The sequence below is a fragment of the Actinacidiphila sp. bgisy167 genome, from assembly GCF_965342175.1.
Taxonomy (GTDB): domain Bacteria; phylum Actinomycetota; class Actinomycetes; order Streptomycetales; family Streptomycetaceae; genus Actinacidiphila.
Map to the genome: position 1 here is coordinate 41,554 of NZ_CBDRBL010000011.1, position 23,034 is coordinate 64,587.

The 23,034-nt window shown below is 70.5% G+C and carries 16 protein-coding genes; 6 read left to right on the top strand and 10 right to left on the bottom strand.

Annotation, left to right across the window (positions count from 1 at the left end):
* Positions 1–102 precede the first annotated feature (102 nt).
* Positions 103–318 carry a hypothetical protein gene (locus tag ACRWND_RS06685; RefSeq protein WP_431946934.1) on the top strand — a complete coding sequence of 72 codons (216 nt, stop codon included), beginning with the start codon at positions 103–105 and terminating at the stop codon, positions 316–318.
* A 35-nt stretch (positions 319–353) separates the two neighbouring features.
* On the opposite strand, the gene ACRWND_RS06690 is transcribed toward ACRWND_RS06685, so the two are convergent.
* Both ACRWND_RS06690 and ACRWND_RS06695 read right to left on the bottom strand, forming a co-directional pair.
* Positions 354–686 carry a hypothetical protein gene (locus ACRWND_RS06690; RefSeq protein ID WP_431946936.1) on the bottom strand — a complete coding sequence of 111 codons (333 nt, stop codon included), beginning with the start codon at positions 684–686 and terminating at the stop codon, positions 354–356.
* Positions 687–1,099: 413 nt separating this feature from the next.
* A complete protein-coding gene (locus ACRWND_RS06695) occupies positions 1,100–2,197 on the bottom strand; it encodes a mechanosensitive ion channel family protein (RefSeq protein WP_431946938.1) in 1,098 nt (365 codons plus the stop codon).
* 835 nt (positions 2,198–3,032) lie between these two features.
* Between ACRWND_RS06695 and ACRWND_RS06700 the strand changes: the two genes are divergently transcribed.
* Entirely contained in the window at positions 3,033–3,605 is a 573-nt protein-coding gene (locus tag ACRWND_RS06700; RefSeq protein WP_431947025.1) for a GNAT family N-acetyltransferase, read from the top strand.
* 43 nt (positions 3,606–3,648) lie between these two features.
* Here ACRWND_RS06700 and ACRWND_RS06705 read toward each other — a convergent pair whose 3' ends face one another.
* Positions 3,649–4,227 carry a TetR/AcrR family transcriptional regulator gene (locus tag ACRWND_RS06705; RefSeq protein WP_431946940.1) on the bottom strand — a complete coding sequence of 193 codons (579 nt, stop codon included), beginning with the start codon at positions 4,225–4,227 and terminating at the stop codon, positions 3,649–3,651.
* A gap of 298 nt (positions 4,228–4,525) precedes the next feature.
* Between ACRWND_RS06705 and ACRWND_RS06710 the strand changes: the two genes are divergently transcribed.
* Positions 4,526–5,971, top strand: coding sequence for an MFS transporter (locus ACRWND_RS06710; RefSeq protein ID WP_431946942.1), 1,446 nt, complete (start codon positions 4,526–4,528; stop codon positions 5,969–5,971).
* A 143-nt stretch (positions 5,972–6,114) separates the two neighbouring features.
* Here the strand turns inward: ACRWND_RS06710 and ACRWND_RS06715 are convergent, their stop codons facing one another.
* From ACRWND_RS06715 to ACRWND_RS06745, 7 genes are all read right to left on the bottom strand, one after another.
* Positions 6,115–12,240 carry a hypothetical protein gene (locus ACRWND_RS06715; protein ID WP_431946944.1) on the bottom strand — a complete coding sequence of 2,042 codons (6,126 nt, stop codon included), beginning with the start codon at positions 12,238–12,240 and terminating at the stop codon, positions 6,115–6,117.
* Between the two features lie 390 nt (positions 12,241–12,630).
* The gene (locus tag ACRWND_RS06720) at positions 12,631–13,776 is read right to left on the bottom strand and encodes a PLP-dependent cysteine synthase family protein (protein WP_431946946.1); all 1,146 of its coding nucleotides are present in this window, start codon (positions 13,774–13,776) and stop codon (positions 12,631–12,633) included.
* A complete protein-coding gene (locus tag ACRWND_RS06725) occupies positions 13,769–14,521 on the bottom strand; it encodes a class II glutamine amidotransferase (RefSeq protein WP_431946948.1) in 753 nt (250 codons plus the stop codon). Before ACRWND_RS06725 ends, ACRWND_RS06720 begins: the two co-directional genes overlap by 8 nt.
* A 230-nt stretch (positions 14,522–14,751) precedes the next feature.
* Positions 14,752–15,579 (bottom strand): amino acid ABC transporter permease, encoded by an 828-nt coding sequence (locus tag ACRWND_RS06730; RefSeq protein ID WP_431946950.1) that lies wholly within the window; start codon positions 15,577–15,579, stop codon positions 14,752–14,754.
* 147 nt (positions 15,580–15,726) lie between these two features.
* The gene (locus ACRWND_RS06735) at positions 15,727–16,368 is read right to left on the bottom strand and encodes an amino acid ABC transporter permease (RefSeq protein ID WP_431946952.1); all 642 of its coding nucleotides are present in this window, start codon (positions 16,366–16,368) and stop codon (positions 15,727–15,729) included.
* 6 nt (positions 16,369–16,374) lie between these two features.
* Positions 16,375–17,337, bottom strand: a complete 963-nt coding sequence (locus ACRWND_RS06740) for a glutamate ABC transporter substrate-binding protein (protein WP_431946954.1) — start codon at positions 17,335–17,337, stop codon at positions 16,375–16,377.
* A 139-nt stretch (positions 17,338–17,476) separates the two neighbouring features.
* A complete protein-coding gene (locus ACRWND_RS06745) occupies positions 17,477–18,265 on the bottom strand; it encodes an amino acid ABC transporter ATP-binding protein (protein WP_431947027.1) in 789 nt (262 codons plus the stop codon).
* 130 nt (positions 18,266–18,395) lie between these two features.
* Here ACRWND_RS06745 and ACRWND_RS06750 point away from each other — a divergent pair, with 130 nt between their 5' ends.
* The 3 genes from ACRWND_RS06750 (at position 18,396) to ACRWND_RS06760 (ending at position 22,784) form a co-directional block, all read left to right on the top strand.
* The gene (locus tag ACRWND_RS06750; protein WP_431946956.1) at positions 18,396–19,382 is read left to right on the top strand and encodes a LysR family transcriptional regulator; all 987 of its coding nucleotides are present in this window, start codon (positions 18,396–18,398) and stop codon (positions 19,380–19,382) included.
* A 372-nt stretch (positions 19,383–19,754) separates the two neighbouring features.
* Positions 19,755–20,657, top strand: a complete 903-nt coding sequence (locus ACRWND_RS06755; protein WP_431946958.1) for a metallophosphoesterase family protein — start codon at positions 19,755–19,757, stop codon at positions 20,655–20,657.
* 264 nt (positions 20,658–20,921) lie between these two features.
* Positions 20,922–22,784 carry a sulfatase gene (locus ACRWND_RS06760; protein WP_431946960.1) on the top strand — a complete coding sequence of 621 codons (1,863 nt, stop codon included), beginning with the start codon at positions 20,922–20,924 and terminating at the stop codon, positions 22,782–22,784.
* The last annotated feature ends 250 nt before the right edge of the window (positions 22,785–23,034 follow it).

The following is a 23,034-nucleotide window of genomic DNA, read 5'->3' on the forward strand; positions in this document are numbered from 1 at the left end:
GGCCGGCGTGCGCGGCGGCGGTGGGGGCCGGGTTCGCCGTCAGCGTCTCCCTGGCCACCGGGAGCGGCCATCCGGCTCCCTCGCGCGGCGGCCGCCTACACGGTGCCCGTCGCCGGATTCGTGCTGTCCGTGTGGCTGCTGCACCGCGGGGCCGCCGGGCGCCCCTCCGCGCCCGACGCGGTGCACGGGATCGCCGTGGCGGCGGTCCTCGCCGCGACCTTCAGCCCCGCCCCGGTCCTCGTGGCGGGCGCCGTCGCGGCGCTCCTGGTCGCCGCGACCTGCGTCCCGCACGGGCGCGTACGCGCGTTGGCGGTCTGAAGGGGGCGCGCGGGAACGAGCCGCTACCGCCGCGCTCAGCAGTAGGCGTTCCAGCCCGCGCGGTAGCCGTCGCGGTAGCCACGGCGGTATTCGGAGTTCCAGCTCTGGGGACGGTAGTTGTCCCACTGGTTACGGCAGCGGGGGCGCGAGCGGGCGTCGTAGCGTCCGTCGTCCCGCCCGTCGCGGAAACCGCGCCAGTAGCGCTTTCCCGTTTGCTGGGCAAGGGTGTGCGCGGCCTGCGCCTGGACGGTGCCGGCCGTGACGTGGCCGGTGGCCGTCGCGGCCTGCGCGGGCGCCGCCGGCAGCACCGCCAGGGCTCCGATGGCCACTGGGCCTGCGAGCAGTGCGAGAGATCGCTGCGCGCGCATGGCTGTCTCCCCTCTCGGGAGCGTGCGGGGTGGGTGCGTCGTCCTCGGTCGCATCCAAGTCCATGCGCGGACAGTGCGATTGAGGAGTGCCGGGGCTCGGCTTCAGGAGTGGTCTACCCACACCCCGACCGTATCGAGCACGGTCCGCCATGTCCACTTATGGAGTAGTAGACCCGTATTGTCCCGGTCCGCGAATACCGTCCTCGGCCTCCGCCGTGGGCACGTGCGGACGCCGCCCTCGTCGTGATGGCCCGCGGCACCCTGCGGCGGCACGCGGTGCCGGGCGGTCGGCTGCCCGGCACCGCAGGACCGGCCCCGCAGGGCGGCGCGTCCGTCTCCCGGCGTACGGGAGGCCGCCGGGCACGCGCCCGGGAGTGCCCGCCCGGACCGAGCCGCCTGTCAGGTGCCGGCGGTCAGCTGCCGGCGGCGCGGCCCGGTGCCGCCGGGACCGTACGCTGCTGCGGCAGCGTCATCTCGCCGGGCTGCCCCTGACGCAGCACCACATTCCGTGTCGGGAAGGCGATGTCGATGCCCTCCTCCCGGAAGCGGCGGTGCAGGCGCTTGATGAACTCGTGCTTGATCCGGTACTGCTCCCCGTACTCCGAGGTCCGCAGGATCACCGAGAAGTCGATCCGCGACTCGCCGAAGGTGTGGAAGCGGACGGCCGCCTCGTGCTCGGGGATGCCGCCTTCGACGTGCGCCATGACCTCGTCGGCGACCTTTATCGTCACCCGCTCCACGTGCTCGAGGTCGTTGTCGTATCCCACGCCCGCCTGGACGATGAGCGACATTTGCTGCTCGGGCTGGTGGAAGTTGGTGGCGATCGCACTCGCTAGCTTCGCGTTGGGGACGATCACCAGGTTGTCGGACAACTGGCGCACCACGGTGTTGCGCCAGTTGATGTCGACGACATAGCCCTCCTCGCCGCTGCTGAGGCGTATGTAGTCGCCGGGCTGCACCGTCTTGGACGCGAGGATGTGCACGCCCGCGAAGAGGTTGGCGAGCGTGTCCTGCAGAGCCAGCGCGACGGCGAGACCGCCGACGCCGAGGGCGGTGATCAGGGGCGTGACCGAGATGCCCAGGGTCTGCAGCAGGACCAGGAAGCCCATCGCCAGCACGACGACGCGGGTGATGTTGACGAAGATCGTCGCGGAGGCGGCGACCCCGGAGCGGGACAGCGCCAGCGATCGCACCGTCTCGGCGACCATGCGGCCCGCGGCGATCGTGGTCGCCAGGATCAGCACCGCGACGAGCACCTGGTTGACCGTCCGGTCGACGACACGGGTCAGCGGCAGCGCCGCGGCGCCCACCCAGCCACCTGCCGCGAGCGCGGCCCACGGCACGGCGGTGCGCAGGGCGGTGACGACGATGTCGTCGCCGCCCCACCTCGTACGCGTGGCCCGTTCGCCGAGCCACCTCAGGGCCAGGCGCAGCAGCAGCCCGGCCAGGACGCCGGCGGTGATCGCCGCACCGGCGACGATCAGATCGTGCAGCGTGAGGGCGCGGTTCACCGGCCGCCTCCGCACAGGGGTGCGGACTCGCCCAAGGGGCGCGGGAGTTGCTGTGTGGTCACGGGTCGCCTCATCGATCGGGGAACGTTCAGCGATGTGCGGGAACGTTCGGATGCTCGCGAGCGCCGGGCCGAACGGACGTCGGCCCGGCGCGATCTGACACATCCTCCCGCAGTTTCGGCGCGCTCCGCACGCGGCCCCCGCCACCGCGACCCGATCCCGCGAAGATCGTGGCGGGCGGGCGGCGCATCGGTGGACGTGCCGGTATCCTCCCTGGTCACGCCCCTCGCTCGCTGGGCGTTCCCGTCGCTTCGTTCCGGGTGCGCGCCCGGCGGCGCCCCGGGTCTTCCTGTACAACGCCGTCGGCCTGAGTCCGGGCGGCAGCACGGGGGCTCTCCACACACCCGGCATCCCCCGGCGCGGCGGCGGACATCCGCTCCTGCCACGCCCAGGCCCGCCGCGCCGACCGGCGATGTATCCACGAGCAACTGACCGACGCCTCGCCGACGCCTATGACGGCCGCGGCCTGCTCGGTTCGGCGACGGACGCCCTGGGCCGCAGGACGACCTGCGAGTACAACGACGCCGGGCAGTCGCCGTCGGCGCGCGCGCCTGCGAGCGCCACCGCCACGCCCGGCTACGACGGCGCGGGGAACCTGACCCGGACCACCGTCCAGGCAGGGGCGACGCCACCGCAGCGGATGCCGCCGGACTCGGACGGCCGTCAGACCCCGCCCGGTCGCGGCCCGACCAACCACCCGCCCCCGTACTCGCCCGAGCCCTGCGGGGTGACCACGGCACCGCCACGCCTCGGCCCCCTGTGGTTGCATACCCCGGTGCGCGAAGAGACGGCAGGTGCGGTGATCCGGGTCCGGCGGCGGGAGGAGCGCGACCTCGACGCGTGCGTGCGGGTGCTGGCCGCGGTCCACCAGCGGGACGGCTACCCCGTCGACTGGCCCGCCGCGCCGGCGGAGTGGCTCACCGGGGCGGGCTCGCTCGGCGCGTGGGTCGCCGCATCGGACGGCGCCGTCGTCGGCCACGTCGGTCTCGGTCGGGGCGCCGAGGGCGACGCGGCACCCGGGCTGTGGAGCGCGCGCGAGGGGGCGGCCGCCGCCCCGGTCGCGGTCGTCGGCCGGCTCTTCGTCGCTCCGGCGGCCCGGGGCCACGGCATCGGGGCCCGGCTGATGGCCGCGGCCGTCGAGGAGGCGCGGCTGCGGGGCCTGCACCCGGTGCTCGACGTCGTCGCGTCGGACACGGCCGCCGCGGCCCTGTACGAACGGCTGGGGTGGACGCTGCTGGCCACCGTCGAGCAGCGTTGGGGCCCGGACCGGAGGGTCTCCGTCCGCGCCTACGCCGCGCCACGCGGGGCGACGGCGACTGCGACTGCGACTGCCGCCGAGGGTGCCTGAACTGCGGGGGCACCTGACCTGCGCGGCCCTGACCGCCTCGGCCTCAGCGGCGCACGCGGACGCCGTCGAGCGCGACGGACAGGATCCGGTCGCGCTGGGCGTCGTCGAGGAAGTTCGTCGCGCTGATGCCGGCGATCATGCGCAGTAGGTCGTCGAAGGAGATGTCGCCGCGGGCCTCGCCTGCCTGCTGGGCCCGCTCGAAGAGGGGCCCGCCGGCCTGGAACATGGACTCGCGGCAGGCGAGGATCACGTCCGACTCGGTGTTGAGGGCCTCGCGGATGGCGCGCTTGGTCACGGTGTAGTCGACGAAGCGGCGCAGCCAGGAGGTGAGGGCCGCCCACGGTTCACGGTCGGCGACCTCCTGCGCGACCTTGCACAGCTCGTCGACCTCGTCCGCGTAGACGGACTCGAACAGGTGCCGGCGGGTGGGGAAGTTCCGGTAGAGCGTGGCGATGCCCACGCCCGCGCGACGGGCGATGTCCTCCAGGGAGGCCTCGGCGCCGTTCTCGGCGAAGGCCTCGCGGGCGGCCGCGAGCAGCGCGTCGTAGTTGCGTGCCGCGTCCCTGCGGTGCGGGCGCTGGGACGCGACGATCGCGCTGACGGGGAACGTGTCGGCCGTCACTGTGCCTCCCTGTCCGGAACATTTGAAGTGGAGGATGGCCTCCGCTACATTGGAGGCATACCTCCACTTTATCAGTCGGTGTGTGGTTCCCGTCGGCGCGTGCCCCGTACGCGACGACGAGACGCCCGCGCCCTGATGTGACCCCCCACGGGCCCTGCGCCGACGCACCGCCCGTCCTCCCCCGCCCTCCCCGGCGGCCGCCGCGCGGTCACCGGTGCCCCCGGGCTGCCCGCGCGGCCCGTACGACCACGGCCGGACGAGCCCGGCCACGCCCCGTCCCGAACCGAAGAGGCTTTTCATGCCACGGAAGTCCACCACCCTCACCTTCACGGTCCTCGCGACCGGTGCAGGTGTGTTCTCCATGCTCCAGTCGCTGATCGCGCCGGCCCTGCCGACCGTCCAGGACGCCATGCACACCTCGCAGTCCACCGTGACCTGGGTGATGACGGCCTACCTGCTGTCCGCCTCGGTCTTCACCCCCATCCTCGGCCGGGTCGGCGACCTCATCGGCAAGAAGCGCACCCTGGTCGCCGTCATGCTGGCCCTGACCCTCGGCTGCCTGCTGGCCGCGCTCGCGCCGTCGATCGGCGTCCTGATCATCGCCCGCGTCATCCAGGGCATCGGCGGCGCGCTGTTCCCGCTGTCCTTCGGGATCATCCGGGACGAGTTCCCCGGGGAGCGGGTCGGCCCCAGCATCAGCAACCTGTCCGCCGTGATCGCCGCGGGCGGCGGCGTCGGCATCGTGGCGGCCGGCCCGATCGTCTCGGCGCTCGACTACCGCTGGCTGTTCTGGCTGCCCGTCATCGTCGTCGGGATCACCGCGCTGATCGCCTTCCGCTACGTGCCCGAGTCCCCGAGCCGGGCCGACGGACGCGTCAACTGGCTCGGCGCCGTCCTCCTGTCCGGTTGGCTCGTGGCCCTGCTGCTGCCGCTCAGCCAGGCCGGCCGGTGGGGTTGGACCTCCGGCCGCGCCCTCGGTCTGTTCGCCGCCGCGGTCGTGCTGTTCGCCCTGTGGCTGGCCGCCGAGGCCCGCTCCCGCAACCCCCTCATCGACCTGCGCATCATGCGGCTGCGCGCGGTGTGGGCCACCAACACCGCCGGCCTGCTCTTCGGCGCGGGGATGTTCTCGATCTGGTCCTTCCTGCCCGGGTTCGTCCAGACCCCGAGCGGCGCGGGCTTCGGCTTCGGCGCCAGCGTGACGGGAGCCGGCCTGCTGATGCTGCCGATGCTGATCGCGATGTTCCTCTCCGGTGTCCTCGCCGGCCGCCTGGAGCCCGTGGTGGGCGCGAAGCACCTGCTCACGGCCGGTGCCGCGCTCGGAGCCGTGGCCTGCGGCACCCTGGCGGCCTGGCACGACCGGCAGTGGCAGGTGGCCTTCGCGGCCGGTGTCTTCGGCCTGGGCATCGGTCTCGCCTTCGCCTCGATGGCCACCCTGATCGTGCGCAGCGTCCCGGCCGAGCAGACCGGCGCGGCGACCGGCATGAACGCCAACGTCCGCACCATCGGCGGTTCCATCGGCGCCGCGGTCAGCAGCGTCCTGGTCACCAGCCGGCTCCAGCCCTCCGGTCTCCCCTACGCCTCCGGCTACACCCACGCCTTCGGTCTGCTGGCCGTGCTGTGCCTGGCCGCCGCCCTGGCCGCGCTCCTCGTCCCGGTCCGCCGTGCGGCCGCGTGCCATGGCGCCGGACACGTGCCGACGGCTCCGGCGGAGTCCGAGGCCGTCACGTCGGGCGCCCGCGGCTGACCCCCACACCCCCAAACCACCCCGGGCGGGTGCGGCGCCCCCGTACAGGCCGCCGCACCCGCCCGCGCCCGTCCACGAACGACCTCGACGACCGGGTGACCGAACTCGGCCCGCGGCTGTCACCGGTGAGCGAACCGCCTCCCTCAACGCCCGGACTCAGGTGGGCAGAGGTTGAAAGGCCGGTCCTCGTCCCCTTCCATCACGAGAGTGATAGTGCGCCCGAGGACAGCGGCGAGTTTATTCAAGAACAGAATTTCCGGCAGCTTCGGACCGTGGTCGGTATCCAGCCGGACGGCCGTGCCGCCGCGCCCCCCGCGCGGCATAGCGAGGATGTCCCTGATATTCCGGGCTGCTTGTTCCGCGAGGTCGGCCATGCGTTCCTCCGTCACCGGCCCGGCCTGAAATTCGTCTGCGGCTGCAGACGTCATCCTCATGACCTGCCCGAATTCGAACCCTGCGGTGTGGCGTACTTCCTTGTCCCGCGTGTTGTTCGGCTCCGGCTCGAGTACTCCCGGATCGGCGGCGGTATTGCCGGGTCCAGCGAGCGCCGTGTCCATTTCAGCCGGCACCGTGACCGGCGACACGGCGGGCGCGGGCACCACTGCCGGAGGCCGCCGGGTGGTCGTGAAGAGCCAGGCGGGAGGAGTCTCCGTCACCCGCAGCAGGGTTTCGCCGGTGACCCACCGGCGCCCCCGGGGGCCGCCCACCTCCACGACGGCGACAGCACGGAGCAGGTGGCCCGTCAGTCCCTCGCCCTGCGCGTTCACCATCGGCGTACCGAAACGCAGCAGTTCACGTCGGTTGCTGCTGATGGCGGCGGTCTGGCCGAAACGAGGATGGTCGCCGCCGGTCGGCACCGTGAACGTGCCGCGGTCCGCGGAACCGTATGGCGAGGAGACCCCGAAGTTCGTTTCGAGCACGAGGGTGCTGTCGACCTGGGATGTGAAACCGTCGGTCGCCGAAGCGATATGGTCGATGGCGGTGTCCTTGCTCGTGACCTCCTTTCTCACCACGAAGATCTTGACGCTCATCTCGGTCTGCGAGTGGGTTGCGCGCGGACGGCCGACAAAGGCGGCGACCCCGCCCGGTTCCTGCAGAGTGATTCTCCCCTTGGCCGCCAGGGTGGCGATTCGGATCATCAGCCCCTCGCCGGACCGGGTGTTCTGCGCACGCAGATCCTGCCGCAACGACGGGTCCACCTCACGCAGCGCCTGGGTCAGCAGATCCAGGCCGGTGAATTCGTAGATCTCGAACGGACGGCTGGGCACCCAGGGGCCTGCGGCGAGCAGCGTCCGCAACTCCGGAGGAACCTCCATCTCGACGACCAGGCTGCCCTGGGGCGGCTCCGAGAGTACGGATTCCCGGGGGTCGCTCCTGAACAGCAGGGGTTCCGTCGTCCGAGCCTGGTCCGCGCCGGTGACCGTGCCGTCTGCGACAGGGGCGACGGGGGCCTCCGCTCCGTTGAACCGCAGGCTGACCTCGGCGGGCACGGACTTCCTGGTGTGCCTGATGACGGTGTGCTGCTGCTGCCCGCTGAGCAGGGACACCACCGCGGAGGGGTGAAGAACGCTTCGCACCGCTGTGCCGACGATGCGGACGAGCAGCGCTTCCTCCAGGGGCCGGGTGCTGACATCGATGACGTACTCGTACGGTACACGGCTGAACTCGACGGTCGAGCCGAAAGTCCGTTGCCAGGCCCGTCGCTCACGGGTGGAGCTCGCGGTCTGCGCAACGGAGTTCACCCGGCCGGTGGTCAGCGAGAACTTCGGACGGTGGCCGCCCGTGGTCTGTCCTGCGGGGGCGGCGGTGAACAGATGGCTGCTCGACCGCGTACCGCTGATCTGCGTGGCACCCGGGATGTGGAGAGCGCCGCCGTCGCCGTTGGTGTGACCGTAGATGTTGTCCATACCGCTGGTGCTGGTGACCGTCCGGCCCCGGATGCCCTCCAGGTCGGCGGTCGGATCCGGCCGGGCCGACAGGGCGACCTCCACCAGCTGCGGGCCGAGCCAGGAGAAGTGGACGAAGTGGAAGACGGAGCGGCCGTCCGGGCCGGCGTTGGGCAGGGTCCGCAGCCCCACTGAGCCGGTGGCCTCGTTGATGCGTGTCAGCACGCCTTCGACGTAGGCGGGATCTCCTGGCCGGGTCACACCCTGCGCGTGCTCCTCCACCACGTCACGCAGGACGTCCCGCAGGGCGTTGCGCCCTTCGCGGAGGTGGACCTCGGTCACCACGGCGAAACCGAGAGTGCCACGGCCGCTGCCCTCCTGCCGGTACCAGGACGGCAGCATCCTGTCCGGCGTGGCGGCGGCGGGGATCTCAGCCTGTGCCGTCGCAGGGAGCAGTCGGGTCAACTCGGGGTGGTTCTGCAGGTCGTTGTTCATCAGGAGGAACTCGACCGCGTGGGGGACGTCCAGCACCGTCGTCTGCTCCAGACGGGGGGCCGTCTTGACCACGCCTGCCAGCGTCCGCCCGGCTGCCACGACGGTGACGACGTAGTGCGCGTCCGCGGCGAAGCGGTGCGCGACCGTGGTGTCCTCGCTGGTGACGCGGAAGACGCCCGTGTTGTCGAGTGCGCCGACGCCCTCGGCGGAGGTGGTGGCGTACTGGTAGCTGCCCGACGGTGTGAACGACCCCGCTCCGGCCTCGTAGCTTCCGGCCAGAGTCGCGCCGAATCTGTGGGAGGACTGGCCGGTGACGGTGGACATCGACGTGTTGGTGGACTGGAGCCAGCGCTCCGCGTCCATCTTGGGCGCCTGCGGGAGCACCTGCAGATTCGTGAGATAGCCGGTCACGCTGACGGTGATGACCGTGCCGCTCAGGAGGCCCGGGGTACCAAAACCCTCGACGTCATAGGAGTCGCGAAATATGCGCAAGGCGTTCGCGGCGATGTGCTGGGGCGACAGTGCGGCGTACACGGCTTCGCTCGCCATGGACTCCGGGTTGGCCGCGGGCTCGCCCACCGCGGCCTGCCACAGCCAGCGGCCGACTCCGGAGGCCTGGTCACCCACCCACTTCGTGAAGCCGTTCATCCCCCGCCAGACCGGGGACATGATCCCCGGTTCCTGGGGCACGACGGCTTGCCCGCGCCGGGGAGGGTAGGTGGCGGGCGGCGGCAGCGAGGAGGACGAGGTGCTCGGGGTTTCCCGCCTCGCCCCAGCTGTGTTCGTGGCGTCGTCCGGGTAGCGCCCCGGCAGGTCCAGGGGCTCCTGGGCCAGCCGGGCGGCTTCCTCCTCGATCTCGCCGAGCAGGCTGCGGACTGCCTTCTGCAGGTCGCCACTGCCGCGGATGTCGGTGAAGAGCGCGGTCTCGGGTATCCGCAGGACGCCGGTGTCGTAGGTGCGCCCCGCGCGGGGCAGCGCCAGGCTCCGGGTGTCGGCGTCGGTGGAGCGTCTGGCCACCACCGGTCCGGGACGCGGTTGGGTGGGGGGTCCGTCGAGGGTCTCGTAAGTCGGGACGATCAACCGTGCGGAACCGTGCACCGGATCGAAGGCGGCACCCTCGCCATGGCTGTAGGAGATCGTCATCCGGAAGGTGACCGGGACCTTGAACCTCTGCACTCCGTTCTCCGTCGGACTGAGCACATAGTTCTCGAAGCCGCTGCCAAAGCCTGCGGCGTCACTTCGGCTCGTCTGCCGGCTGTACGTGTACTGCCCGGTGGCCGCCTGCAGCGGGAGGTTGCCGTGTCGGCCCAGCGGGTTGGTGACCGTCGCGCTGACCCCGGCGTTCCAGGCGTACGGCGTGTTGTTGAACTGCTCGTTGCCCACGATGGACGAGCCGATGTAGTTCAACGTCTGGACACCCGGGTAGCTCCACTCGTGCACCACCTGGTCGTCGCTGTTTCCACTGCCCTGTCCGTCGCCATGCCGGCGCTCCGCGGTGAGGGTCAGGACGACGCGTTCGGTCCCGGCATACGTGGGCTTCTCGAACCACACCTTGGTGCCGCCGTCGGGCATCTGGGGGAAGGCCGCCCGTAGCTCCAGACCGCTGCGCATCTGGTCGAGCTTGCGGGCGTTGACCAGCAGCATGGCGCGGCCGGCCTGGTCCGTCCTGACCGGACTCTCTTCGTCCGGCGGCAGGAAGTGGCGGTCGCGCAACCACTGCTCGGCTTGTGTGAACAACGGCTCGGCGCCTTCGACCCGCCCTACCGTCGTGGTGATTCCGAAGCTCCGCAGATCGCTCATCTTGGGCGGGAGATGCCTCGGTCCCTCCGGGGCGTGGCCGAGCGAGACCACCGACGGCACGAGCATGGGCAGCGGATAGGAGTGTCCGCCGTGCATCGGTGTGCCCGGTGCGGCCTCGACGGGCCCGGCATCGGCACGGATCAGCGTCACACGCGCGTGGAGATCGGGCGTGACATGGAGCAGTGGCGCGGCGGACCGCAGGGATTGCGCCGTACGAGCGCTTCCACCCGAGTTGAGCGTGTGGCTGGACTGGTGCAGCGCACCGCCTTGCGCGGTGATCTGACCGCTCCTCGGGGTGTCTTCCGAGCCCAGGTTCGCCCGGGACACGCCCAGGGTCACGCCGGCCCCCAGGGCGTTGGTGGTGGACGCGCTCACCTGCATGCGCGTGGACCTCAGGACATAGGACTCCAGAACCGTCTTCTCCGAGGTCGGCCCGGTGATGGCCTGAGTGTCGCTCAGGGTGCCGGTCAACCGCAGATACCCAAGGGCGTTGCCGGTCCGGTCATACAACAGGGGGGAGTTTACCGAGCCGTTGACCATGCTGATGACCGACGTGCGGAGCACGCCCTCGTCGAAGAACGCGCGCAGCGCATCCTCGGAAGCCTCCGACAGGTCCAGCGAGAAGGACGCCATCACGTCGGCGAAGAGCCGGTCGTGCTGAGGGAACGCCTCCACTCCGAACAACCGCTCGTCGGACACGGCAAGTCGGGAGACGTCGGGGGGAACGGTCTCGGGCTTGCCGGGGTCTGCCACCGGCAGCGGATTGTCCTGGAGAAGGTAGGTGGGGAACCAGACGACCAGGGGATCACCGCCGTCAGCGGTGACGGGTTGCCAGCCGTCGTCCGGGATCCGGCCGGAAACCAGTCGCCGCAAGGCGTCGCCGAGCCGCAGTTCCCATGTCACCTCGAAGTCGTACGGCCAGTGGCGACCCCTGCTCCGGAGGAATTGCATGGGTTGTGTCGTCGTACTCGCAGCCACGTTCGTCGCGAACTGGTTGTGTGTCAGGTTGAGGCTGAAGCCGACGGGTAGCGTCCACTGACCGCTCCCGGGAATCGGGAACGTGTGGTTGAAGGCGTAGGACATGACGCGGTGGTTGCTGGTGGCCGCGGTGTCACCCGTTTCAGCCATACCGATCGTCCAGGTCTGAGTCGCTACCGGAGGACCGTCGGGCATGGGATCGAGTTGTTCCGCCGAGGGGCCGGTCGCCCTCAGGCTCGCACGCAGGGAGATCGGGTAGCGCTTCCCCCGGTACTCCACGGTCAACGGAAGGCCGGAGACGCCGAGCAACCTGCCCCATTCATAGCTGAGCAGGCGGTCGGTCAGTATGCGGTTCACCGAGAGCCGGAAAGCCTCGTCAGAACCTCGATCGCCCTCGACCCTGTCGATCACCTGCTGCCGCAGCATGGCCATCGTCGACTCCGGGACCGGCCCTATGTGCACCATGGCCTTGGTGCCCGTGTGCCTGGCTCCGAAGCTGAGCACGCTGGCGGGGATCGTCGGCTCGTCCTCCTCCGTGAGGTCGTCCGCAGGCCCTCCGCCGTTCTCGGCAAGGGGTGGATGAAGGGTTGACGCGGTGCTGGAGGCGGGAGTGGGAGGGAGGACGTCGGTGTCAGCGGTGACGTGGTGGTCGTACGGCTCCTCGGACACGTCCGGGAGGTGGGAGTGCGCTTCGGAGGGGAAGGTGCTCATCGGGGCCTCGATCCGCTCGCCTCCCCAGGGCGCCTCGAACTCCTGCGGAACGACCGGTGACCGGCGCCGGGCGGCCGGCACGACATCCGGGTCACCGAAGGCCGGCACGAGTGGAGTGTTCCTTGCGGCGTCGGCAATGGTGGTGTTCACGCGCTGCTCCGCACCGCCTGCGGTCAAGGCTGCCAGTGCGGACTGAGGTGGTCCGAGGAATGCCTGCCCCGCCGTCCGGGCAGGCGGCACCGTCACCTGGGAGAGCACATCCCGGTACGCCTCGGCCAACAGTTGTCTCGCCCGGTTCACCGCGGCCTCGAGCGACTCACCCTGCAGCCGCTCCGCCAGGTCCCTCTCCAGCGGAAAACAGTCCTGTCCCTCACCGGCGACACCGCTGTTTGTTTTCACCGCACGCCACATCCTTCCCCATCGGGCGCCGCACATCCCCTGAGGAGACGCCAGCACCCGACCGCGCAACAAACGGACACCAGCAGCAAAAGAGGTCGGGGCTGAGCCGATCCACCGGACCCTCGATGGCCCTCCACGGTTCCCCGAACTTTAGTAAGCCTTTTTCACCTGGGGGAATAAGAGAGTGTTTCGCGTTTGTGAAGCGGGTCGGGTCAAGGGCGACCCGGCGTTCTGGTCCGGCCCGTGCGGACGACGGCCACCGGCTGATCCCAGCACAAAGGGAAACAGCCCGTGCGAGTGGAACGCACGGGCCGGAAGCACTGGATTTACCCTGCTCGAGTGTGCAACTCCGATCTGCACTCGGGCGGGTGAGCGCACGCCTCGGCGTTTTCAGGCGGGGATGGCACCGGTTTTCAAAAACCGTTCGAGCGCCTCCGTGTACGGCGCCGTCTGCAACCCCTGACCGGCCAGCCAGCCGTCGGAGTAGTAGGTGTCCAGGTACCGGTCACCCGGATCGCAGATCATGGCGACGACGCTTCCCGAGCGACCCGTCGATCGCAATTCGCCGACAATACGCATCGCCGCCCACAGCCCCGTGCCCGTCGAACCCCCGGCGCGTCGTCCGGTGAGGCGTTCCAGCATAGTCAGCGCGGCAATTGAGGCCGCATCAGGAACGAGCATCATGCGATCCACGATCTGCGGCAGGAAACTCGGCTCCATCCGGGGACGTCCGATCCCCTCGATACGGGAGCCGCCGGGACGCACGGTGTCCGGATCGCCGCTGACCCAGCCGTCGAAGAACGCCGATTTCTCCGGGTCGGCGACGCACACCCGGGTGGAGCGCTCGGTATAGCGAACGTAGCGGGCGATGGTCGCCGAGGTCCCTCCGGTGCCGGCGGTGGTGACGATCCACTCCGGCTCAGGATGCCGTTCCTTGCGCAGCTGGGCGAAAATGGACTCGGCGATGTTGTTGTTGCCCCGCCAGTCGGTCGCCCGCTCGGCATAGGTGAACTGGTCCATGTAATGGCCCCCGCTGACGGCGGCGAGCCGCGCAGCGGTCTCGTGGACCTCTGCCGCGGAGTCGACCAGATGGCATCGACCGCCTTGTTGCTCGATCAGCCGCTGCTTGGCACGGCTGGTGGAGCGCGGTATGACGGCGATGAACGGAACGCCGACAAGGGCGGCGAAGTACGCCTCGGAGACCGCGGTCGATCCGCTGGACGCCTCGATCACCGGACGCCCCGGGAGGATCCACCCGTTGCAGAGGGCGTAGAGGAAGAGCGACCGTGCCAGGCGGTGCTTGAGACTGCCGGTCGGGTGGGTCGACTCGTCCTTGAGGTAGAGCTCGACGTCCCACTCCTCGGGGAGCGGCAGGCGCACCAGGTGCGTATCCGCCGAGCGGTGAGCGTCGGCGTGCAGCTTTCCCACGGCCTCGCTCACCCATGCCCGATGAACGTCGTTGCTGCGGTCCACGTCCAGTGTGGTGGCCGCGTCGGCTCCCGCTGCCGGGCGTGTGCCCGCATGCGCCTTAGACATCGTGCACCACCACGTCCCGGTTCTCCGCCGAGATCTCCATGACGCATCCCACGGGCGCCTGCCGGCTCACCGCGTCCGGCCGGAGCGCACCCTCCGAGCCGATCACCAGCCTGCCGCCCTCGGTGCGGTGGTAGAGGTCGAAGTACGTCGCGCCCCGCCGCTGGATGACCTCGGAGTCCGGGCTGTGCTCGTTGTACGCGAACAGACCGGAAGGTGTGAGCAGCAGGCAGTTGAGGCTGACGTATGCGTCCGCGAGCATGCGGATCTCCTCGGCGGTCCTGGCGACAGCCTTGGCCGGCGGTGTTCCCCTGTCGAGCAGCGTGCGGACAGCGAGGTAGTAGCGTTCGCTGTCGGTGTCGCCCTCCGCCGTCCTGAGCAGGTCCGGGTCGATGGACGTGTCGAGTATCTTCCTGGGGTTGAAGTCCCCGTTGTGCAGGAAAGCGGCTCTGGCGTCACCGAACGGATGGGTGTTGCCCTGGTGCACAGGCAGTCCGGGGCTGGCCATGCGGAGATGCACGACGGCCATGTCGGTCACGCAGGTGTCCAGCAAGGACCTGAGCTTGGCGCTGCGGTCTCCGCGCTCGGGTTCTTTCGTGATCCGGATCGCCCCGTGCGAGTCACGGTAGGCGACGCCCCATCCGTGCTCGTGCTCGCACGCCATGGCGAGAAACGGTTCCAGGTCACCGGTGAGCAGTTCGCTCACCGGTGCGGGTCTGTCGGCGACGACGCCCAGGAAACGGCACATGCGAGATCTCTTTCTGTTCTTCTGTGTGCGTCAGTGTGGTGAGGTGAATCGGTGGGCAGCCCTGGCTCGGGAGTCGCGAGGCTTCACGCAACGGCGACAGCCGGCAGGGCCCCGCCCGGCCGGGGTACAACGGCCGCTTGCGTCGCCGGACAAGGCGGCAAGACGCAGCGGAGCTGCGGCGACCGACGACGCCACCAGGCGAGAGCCGTCGATCCGCGACGCCGCTCCGCCTATACGCGCGGGCTCTTACCGCCGATGCTCCGCTCCAGCCGTCCGGCGGCTGACGCCAGCGCGCAGTTGAGGACCACGTAGACGGCGGCCACCACCAAGTAGGCCTGGACCACGGTGTGGTTGAACTCCCCGAGCACCTTGGCGGCGTTCAGCAGCTCCAGGAAGCTCACGACATAACCCAGGGTGCTGTCCTTCAGCAGCCGGATCAGCTGGCTGACCAGGGCCGGTGCGGTCAACCGCACCGCCTGGGGCACCACGACACAGCGCATCGCCGTCCAATGACCGAGGCCGAGGGCGTACGCCGCCTCGGTCTGACCAGGCGGCAGCGCACGGACTCCGGCCCGGAAGATCTCGGCGAACACCGCTGCGTTGGTCAGCACGATCGGCCACACCAACTGCCAGAACAGCGGGACGTGCAGGTTCGCGCTGGGCAGGCCGAAAAGGAACGCGTAGATGAGCAGCAGCAGCGGAACAGAGCGCAGCACCTCGACGTACACCGACGCGGGCCATCGAAGCAGCGGCGTACGAGCCATGCGCGCCAGCGCCAGCAGAGCACCGCAGGGCAGCGCGATCGCACAGCTGACGAGCGTGACCTGGGCCGTCGCCCACAGCGCGGTCAGCAGGTAGCGAATGACCGGCCACTGGCCGAAGACACGCCACTTGTCCCCGTCCAGCTGGCCGTGGGCCGCGAACTGGTGCACCACCACCACCGCGGCGGCGGCGATACCGGCCAGCGAGACGGCGGTGCCCACCGCGATCCTCCGCCGGCCGCGCGGGCCCGGCGGGTCGAAGAGGCCTTCGTCCTCCCCTTCGAGTCGGGCGAGCACCGCGGGCACGGTCCGGAGGCGGGCCGCGCCGCGCCGGTTGGCCTTGGCTGACAGATCAGACGGCGCGGACGGTGGTGAGTCCGCAGTCAGGTCCGCCCGTCCTGCCACCGTCCCGCCCGCAGGTGCGTTCAGTGAGGGGGTCAATGCTCAGGACACCAGCCTTCGGTCGAGGGCCCCGGCCACCCGGCCGATGCACAATGCGAGAGCGACATAGCAGACCGCCGCGGCGCCGAAGGTGACCATCGCCTGTGCGTATTGCTGGTCCAGCAACTGCGTCTGGCCGGTGAGTTCGTCGGTCACGCCCACGGCGGCGGCGAGCGAGGAATTGAGCAGTACCGCGATGAGCAGGGAGGCCACCGGCTGGATGACCGACCGCAGTGCCTGCGGGAGGATCACCAGGCGGAGGGTCTGGCCGAATCCCAGGCCCAGCGCACGAGCCGCCTCGATCTGTCCACGCGGAACCGCTCTGACCCCCGACCTCAGCACCTCGCAGAAGAAGGCGGCCCAGTACAGGCCCATCGCGGTCACCGCGGTCCAGAACAGCGAGTAGACCAGCCCGATCTCGGGGAGCCCGAAAACGAACAGGGTGAGCAGCACGAGCAGCGGGACACTACGGACCGCGGACACGTAGAACCGTCCGAGCAGTCGCAGCGGCACAACCGGGCTGACACGGCAGAACGCCAGGAACGCGCCGATCAGTGCCGCGAGGACGAAGGTACAGGCGCTGATCTCCGCGGAGACCAGCAGCCCGTGACCGAACACGCCCAGGTGGGCGACGACGAAGGTCATGACAGATCAGTCGATCGTGGGCGGGGTGGGAGCCGGGCCGGGCACCTGGGTACCGACGGTGGCCTTCCACACCTTCGCCCAGGTGCCGTCGGCCTCGACCTGCTTCAGCCAGTTGTTGACGAAGGCCTTGAAGTCGGGGTCGTCGAGCGAGAGCCCGATGCCGTAGGGCTCCTGGCTGTAGGTGCCGGGGAGTACCTCGAGGCCGGGGTTGGACAGTGCGTTGCCCGCGAGGATTCCCTGGTCGAGGACGTAGGCGTCGGCCCGGTGCTGGCTGAGCGCCTGAACGCACTCGGTGTTGGTCTCGAACAGCTGAATCTTGGCCGAGGGCGCGGCTGCCTTAATGGCCGTCGGCACAGTCGACCCGGATTGGGTGATCACCGTCTTGCCGGCCAGGTCCGCCAGCGACTTGATGCCCGTGGTCCCCTTACGGACCTGGATGGCAAGGCCGTCGGTGTAGTAGGGGCCTGCGAAGTTGACGAGCTTCTCGCGCTCGGCAGTGATCGTGTAGGTGGCGAAGACGGCGTCCACCTGGTGGCTCTTCAGCAGCGCCTCGCGCGTCTGTGCGGTGACGTTGACCAGCTTCGTCGACGGCTTGCCGATGATGTACTTGGCGAGCAGCCGGGACATCGCCGCGTCGAAACCCTCGACCTTGCCGGTCGTCGGGTCGAGCAGGGAGAAGAGCGCGGCGGTCTGGGTACCGCCAACGGTGAGCGTACCGCGCTCCTTGATCTTGGCCGCGGTGGATCCCGCCGGTATCTGCGAGGCATCGGCCGGCTTCTCAGCGGCGATCAGCGCATCGATGGCCGATCCGTCGATGGCCGCCGGACGGGCTGCCTTCCCTCCCGGCACGGCCTCGGTCGTCGCGGATCCGCTGGAGCAGGCGGTCGAGAGCAGGGCGACCGCGGCGAGGGCAGCGGCGGCGGCGGCACGGCCTCTGCTGGTACGGGGGACTTCTCTGGACGTGGTCATGTGCAATCTCCTGTCGGGATGACGAGTTGGCGGATCGACGTACGAAAACCACGGCGGTCGGCGGTCGGAGCTGTGGCGGAAGCGGGGACAGCCGCTGCAGGAACAGCCGCGGACCTGGAGGGGCCCATCGGGGTGTCCGTCAGTGCTGCAACACCCTCGACAGGAACTCCGTGGCCCGTTCGTGGCCGGGTTGCTCGAAGAAGCGTTTCGGCGGGGCGATGTCGAGGATTCGGCCCGCGTCCATGAAGACGACCCGGTCGGCGACCTCGCGGGCGAAGCCCATCTCATGCGTGACCACCAGCATGGTCATTCCGCTGGACGCCAGCTCGGTGAGCACATTGAGGACTTCCTGGATCATCTCCGGATCCAGGGCCGAGGTGGGCTCGTCGCACAGCAGGACCGACGGTTCCATGGCCAGCGCCCTGGCGATGGCGACTCGCTGCTGCTGGCCTCCGGAGAGCTGAGGGGGGTGGGCGTCGGCCTTGTCGGCCAGGCCGACCCGGGCCAGCAGCCGTCGTCCCCGCTCCTGCGCCTCCGCACGCGACAGGCCGCGCACCTTCACCGGAGCCAGTGCGATGTTCTCCAGGGCCGTCAGGTGCGGAAAAAGATTGAACGACTGGAAAACCATGCCCGCGTCGGCCCTCAAGCGGGACAGCGCACGCCCCTCGGCCGGCAGGGGGACCCCCGACACCTCGATGGTGCCGGACGAGATCGTCTCCAGGCGGTTGACGCAGCGGCAGAGGGTCGATTTCCCTGACCCCGAGGGGCCGATGATCGCCACCACCTCTCCGCTGTGCACGTCCAGACTCACATCGTGGAGCACCTGGGCCGTGCCGTAGTACTTGTTCACGCCCCGCAGACGCACCAGCGGGGCTCGGTCCGCCCCCGCGGCGGCGGAAGAGGCCACGGGGTTGTCAGAGGGTTCGATCACAACGGGGCTCCTGCGATACAGCGCCGAGACAGCCTGTCGAGGGCCAATTCCAGTCGATCACCCGCGCATATGTCCAACGGGTCATTTTTCGTGGACTCATCAAAAGTCTTTATGGTTTCATCTGCGTGTGGACGTACAGCAGCTTCGCGTGCTCGCCGAGGTCTCGCGCACCGGCTCCTACACAGCCGCGGCCCAGGCCTTGGGCTACACCCAGCCCGCGGTGAGCTACCAGATGCGCCGCCTGCAGCAGTCCGTGGGTGCCCCGTTGGTCGTGCGCGTCGGGCGGGGGCTGCAACTCACCGAGATAGGGCACGCGCTGGTCCGCCACGCCGACACGATCTTCTCTGCTCTCAGAGCGGCCGACCAGGAGATCTCCGCGACCGTCGCGCGCAGGGGCGGCCTGGTGCGCCTGGTGGCCTTCCAGAGCAGCTGCGTCACGCTCATGCCACGCGTCATCGAACGGCTGGGCACACTGAGTCCGGATATCCGCATCACCCTGACGCAGGCTGAACCGATCGACGCGCGGAAACTGATCAGGAGCGGCGAGGGAGAACTCGGCCTGCTCTGCAACTGGGAGAACGAAAGCCTGCCGGAGGGAGAGGAGACCATGCTCCGGCTGGAACTGTTCACCGACCGCCGTTGCGTCCTCATGCGCGAGGATCACCCCCTGGCCGGCCAGGAGACCATCCACCTCGCCGACCTGGCGGACAGCGACTGGGTGATGGAGAGCATCCGGGACCGCTTCACGGCCGCATGCACCAACCTGGGTTTCTCACCCCGCGTGGTCGCCACGGTGGACGATGCACTGGCCATCCAGACCCTCGTGGCCTCCGGGCTCGGTATCAGTCTGATGAACGAACTGGCCCTGCGTTCCTACGTCGTTCCCGGGCTCGTCCATCGCCCGCTGAAGAGCTGGCCGCTTCGTCGCACCTACCTGCTCCTGTGGCCGGACATGCTCCAGGTCCCTGCGGTAGCCGCTACGATCCGGGCGGTGCAGTCCGTGGTCCGGTCCGAGTGGGAGCCTGTCTGGGGCCCGGAGAAACCAGCGGCCGACGGCACCCCGATCATCGACCTGGCCCCCCGGTGTGATGGGCCCGCGGGGGCCCATCCGTGAACCGCGGTGGCCCGGGGGATGCGTGCGGTCACTGGGCGACTCCGAGGAGCTGACCGCCCGCGCGCGCCGGTCCCGCGGGATGAGGCGGGACCGGGCGACCGGACCCTCCCGCACCGCGGTGAGGGGATCCACGCGGGGACGAAGAAGCCCCCGAAGACAAAGCACGCCCCAACCCGGAAGTCCAGGGTGGGACGCCCGTCGTGGCGCCGTCAGCTGGTACCGGCACCAATACCGGGATGAGCCCGGCCGCGCACGTCATGCGGTGGCGCAACCGCCTCGCCGCCCCGTGACCGGGTCCCGTCGCGCGCTGCCCCGCCCGCTGCGCGACGCCGCCCGGTGACGGCGCGGCGCGATCCGGGTACCGTACGCGCAATGCGGATCCTGCATCTCTCGGACACCCACCTCGACCGTTTCGGCTCACCGCAGGCGGGTGGGGTCAACGCGAGGGAGTCGCTGCGCGGACTGCTCAACGACCTCGAGCCGGTGGCGGACATCGACGTCATCGTCATCAGCGGCGACATCGCCGACGACGGGTCGCTGGACGCGTACCTCTCCGTGCGCGACATCGTCCGGGACTTCGCCCTGCGCCGCCAGGCACCGGTGTTCTACAGCACGGGCAACCACGACGAGCGGCGCGCCTTCGCCCGGGCGCTGGGCAGCGGGCACCTGCGCCCGGACGGCCGCAACCACGCCCTGACGATGCTCACCTCGCCCGCCGGGGAGCGGGCGGCCGTGAGCCTGGTGGACGGCTACCGCTTCGTCACGCTCGACTCGCTCGTGCCCGGGATGGGTTACGGCCTGCTCGGCGGGGCGCAGCTCGCCTGGCTGAGGGAGGTCCTGTCCGTACCGGCCCCCATGGGCAGCGTGCTGGTGCTGCACCATCCGCCGATCACGCTCGACGTCGAGGTGCAGCGTGCGCTGGGCCTGCGCAACCCCGGTGAGCTGGCCGACGCGATCCGCGGCACGGACGTCCGGCTGATCCTCTGCGGCCACTTCCACCTCCAACTGTCCGGGCACCTGGAGTCCGTGCCGGTGTCGGTGACGCCCGGGGTCGTCGGCCGGGTCGACCTGACCGCGCCGACCGGCACCGAGCGCGCCGTCCGGGGAGCCTCCGCGACCTTGGTCGAGATCGGCGCCCACGGCGGGCCGCTGATCCACACCCTGCACGCGCGCGACCCACGCGCCGGCGAAACGATCTACGAGCTCGACCGGCAGGAGGTCCGTACGATCATCGAACGCCTGGGACCGGGCGCCCGGACCGAGCACGGCGGCTGACCTCATGCGGGTGTCCCGCCGTTGCTCCCACCCGCTTCCCTGGCGACTCCTGACGCCGTCCGCTCGACGGCGGGTCAGGAGGGGCCCGGGCCGCCCCGGCCTGCCCCTTTCCGTAAAGATCCGCCCATATGTTGGGCCGTTCTCGTGATGCGCCGAGTCCGGGTGAACGGGGGCGGCCGGCGGGCCGTACAGGCTTGTCGGCGGCCCGGGCTCTCCCGTCCGGGTCGCCGTCCCTCACTGTGGCTCGCTCGGAAGGAACGTCGGGTGTCGCTCTCCAGCGCTCATCAGCGACCGTCAAGGGACCAGGCGGCGTCGACGGAGCGACAGCCCCCGGACGGGACCCCGTCGAAGACGGCCGAAGCGGAGCCGGGGGAGCCGGCGGAAGCGGCAGAAGCGGATTCACCCGCCCCGGAGGCAGCCGCCGGCGGCGGTGCGGAGGAGGAACAGGGCACGCAGGGGGACTCCGGCGCGCCGGGCTCGCCCACCCGCCGCCGGGAGCGGCATCCGGGCGTCCGGCGCGCCGCGTCGTGGAGCCTCACGGCCCTCGCCGCCGTCCTGGTGCTCTCCGCCTTCCTGATGCCCGATCGGCTCTCCCGTCTGACCGTCTCGCATTTCGCCCGTGTCCCGGCGGAGCCGATCCTGCTGGCCGCCCTGCTGCTCGTGCTGCCGCCCCGGCCGCGGCGCGCGGTGGCGGTGCTGACCGGTGTCGTCCTCGGTTGCCTGCTCGTCCTCGACTGCGTGGACATGGGCTTCCACCAGACGCTGCGGCGCCCCTTCCACCTGCTGTTCGACTGGCCGCTGTTCGCCGACGGGCTGTCGTTCCTGAAGGACTCGGCCGGGCGGAAGACCGCGTACGGCGCGCTGGCCGCGGCCCTGGTCGCCGTCCTCGCCCTGCTCGTCCTGATGCCGCTGGCGGTGGTGCGGCTCACCAAGGTGATGGCGCGGCACTCCCCGGTGGCACGCCGCGGCGCCCTGGTCGCCGGCGTGGTCTGGATGACGTGCGCGACCCTCGGCATCCAGGTCGCCGGGACGAACCTCGCCGCCAGGAACGCCAGTCTGCGGGTGCGGGGCCACGTCGATCTGGTGCGGCAGGGCCTGGCCGACCAGAAGGCGTTCGCGACGAAGCTTGCCGACGACCCGTTCGCGAAGCTCCCGCCCGAGCGCCTGCTGTCCGGACTGCGCGGCAAGGACGTCATCTTCACGTTCGTCGAGAGCTACGGACGCGGCGCGGTCGAGGACCCGGCGCTGGCCACGGGGATCGACGCGGTGCTCCGCGACGGCACCCGCCGGCTCGCCGACGCGGGGTTCTCCGCCCGCAGCGGCTGGCTGAGCTCCCCCGTCACCGGAGGGGGCAGTTGGCTCGCCCACACCACCTTCCTGTCCGGGCTGTGGGTCCCGGACCAGCAGCGCTACCGCTATGTGAGTTCCAGCGACCGGATGACCCTGACCAGCGCCTTCAAACGCACCGGCGACTTCCGGACGGTCGGCATGATGCCCGGCGTCACCCGGGCGTGGCCAGAGGGCCGGTTCTTCGGCCTGGACCACGTCCACGACTCGCGCGGCATGGGCTACCGGGGGCCCAAGTTCAGCTGGTCGCCGGTGCCCGACCAGTACACACTGTCGGCCTTCGAGCGCCTGGAGCACCGGAAGGCGGCCCGCCGGCCGATGATGTCGGAGGTCGTCCTGGTCTCGAGCCACACCCCGTGGGCCCCGATCCCCCGCATGATCGACTGGGACCGGGTCGGCGACGGCTCGGCCTACCACGCCGTCAAGAAGGAGGGCAGGGACCCCAAGGAGGTCTGGAGGGACCCGGCGCAGGTGCGCCGGGAGTACGGCAGGGCGATCCAGTACTCGCTCACCAGCCTCATCGAGTTCATGACGAGGTACGGCAACAGGAACACCGTGCTGGTCTTCCTCGGCGACCACCAGCCGGTGCCGGCGGTCGTCGGTGTCGACGCCGGCCGGGACGTGCCGGTCGCCGTCGTCGCCCACGACCCCGAGGTGGTGGACCGGGTGTCCGGCTGGGGATGGAGCGAGGGGCTGCGGCCCGCGCACGACGCGCCCGTTTGGCGGATGGACGCCTTCCGCGACCGCTTCCTGAGCGCGTTCAGCGCCCCGCAGCCGTAGCCGCGCGGCCCGCGGCCCGCGGCCCGGGTCCCGTCGTCCACCGCCGGCCAGGAGGCCGCGCGGGGCGCGACGGGCCCCCGGGGTCGCACCGGGGCGGCACTGGGGAAGACCGGCTGCCCGCGCGCCCATGGCCGTGGTAGCGTCACCGCGCAGTGACGACCGAGGAGGTGAGAGCAATCAACGCTGTATCAGGCCGGGTGCTCCCCTCCCGCACGGCTGCGCGGACCCTCTGACGCAGGTGTCCCCGGGA

Coding starts and splice junctions, on each gene's coding strand:
- ACRWND_RS06755 (WP_431946958.1), top strand. CDS start 19,755: ATGCGGATCCTGCATCTCTCGGACACCCACCTCGACCGTTTCGGCTCA.
- ACRWND_RS06690 (WP_431946936.1), bottom strand. CDS start 686: ATGCGCGCGCAGCGATCTCTCGCACTGCTCGCAGGCCCAGTGGCCATC.
- ACRWND_RS06735 (WP_431946952.1), bottom strand. CDS start 16,368: ATGACCTTCGTCGTCGCCCACCTGGGCGTGTTCGGTCACGGGCTGCTG.
- ACRWND_RS06710 (WP_431946942.1), top strand. CDS start 4,526: ATGCCACGGAAGTCCACCACCCTCACCTTCACGGTCCTCGCGACCGGT.
- ACRWND_RS06725 (WP_431946948.1), bottom strand. CDS start 14,521: ATGTGCCGTTTCCTGGGCGTCGTCGCCGACAGACCCGCACCGGTGAGC.
- ACRWND_RS06740 (WP_431946954.1), bottom strand. CDS start 17,337: ATGACCACGTCCAGAGAAGTCCCCCGTACCAGCAGAGGCCGTGCCGCC.
- ACRWND_RS06720 (WP_431946946.1), bottom strand. CDS start 13,776: ATGTCTAAGGCGCATGCGGGCACACGCCCGGCAGCGGGAGCCGACGCG.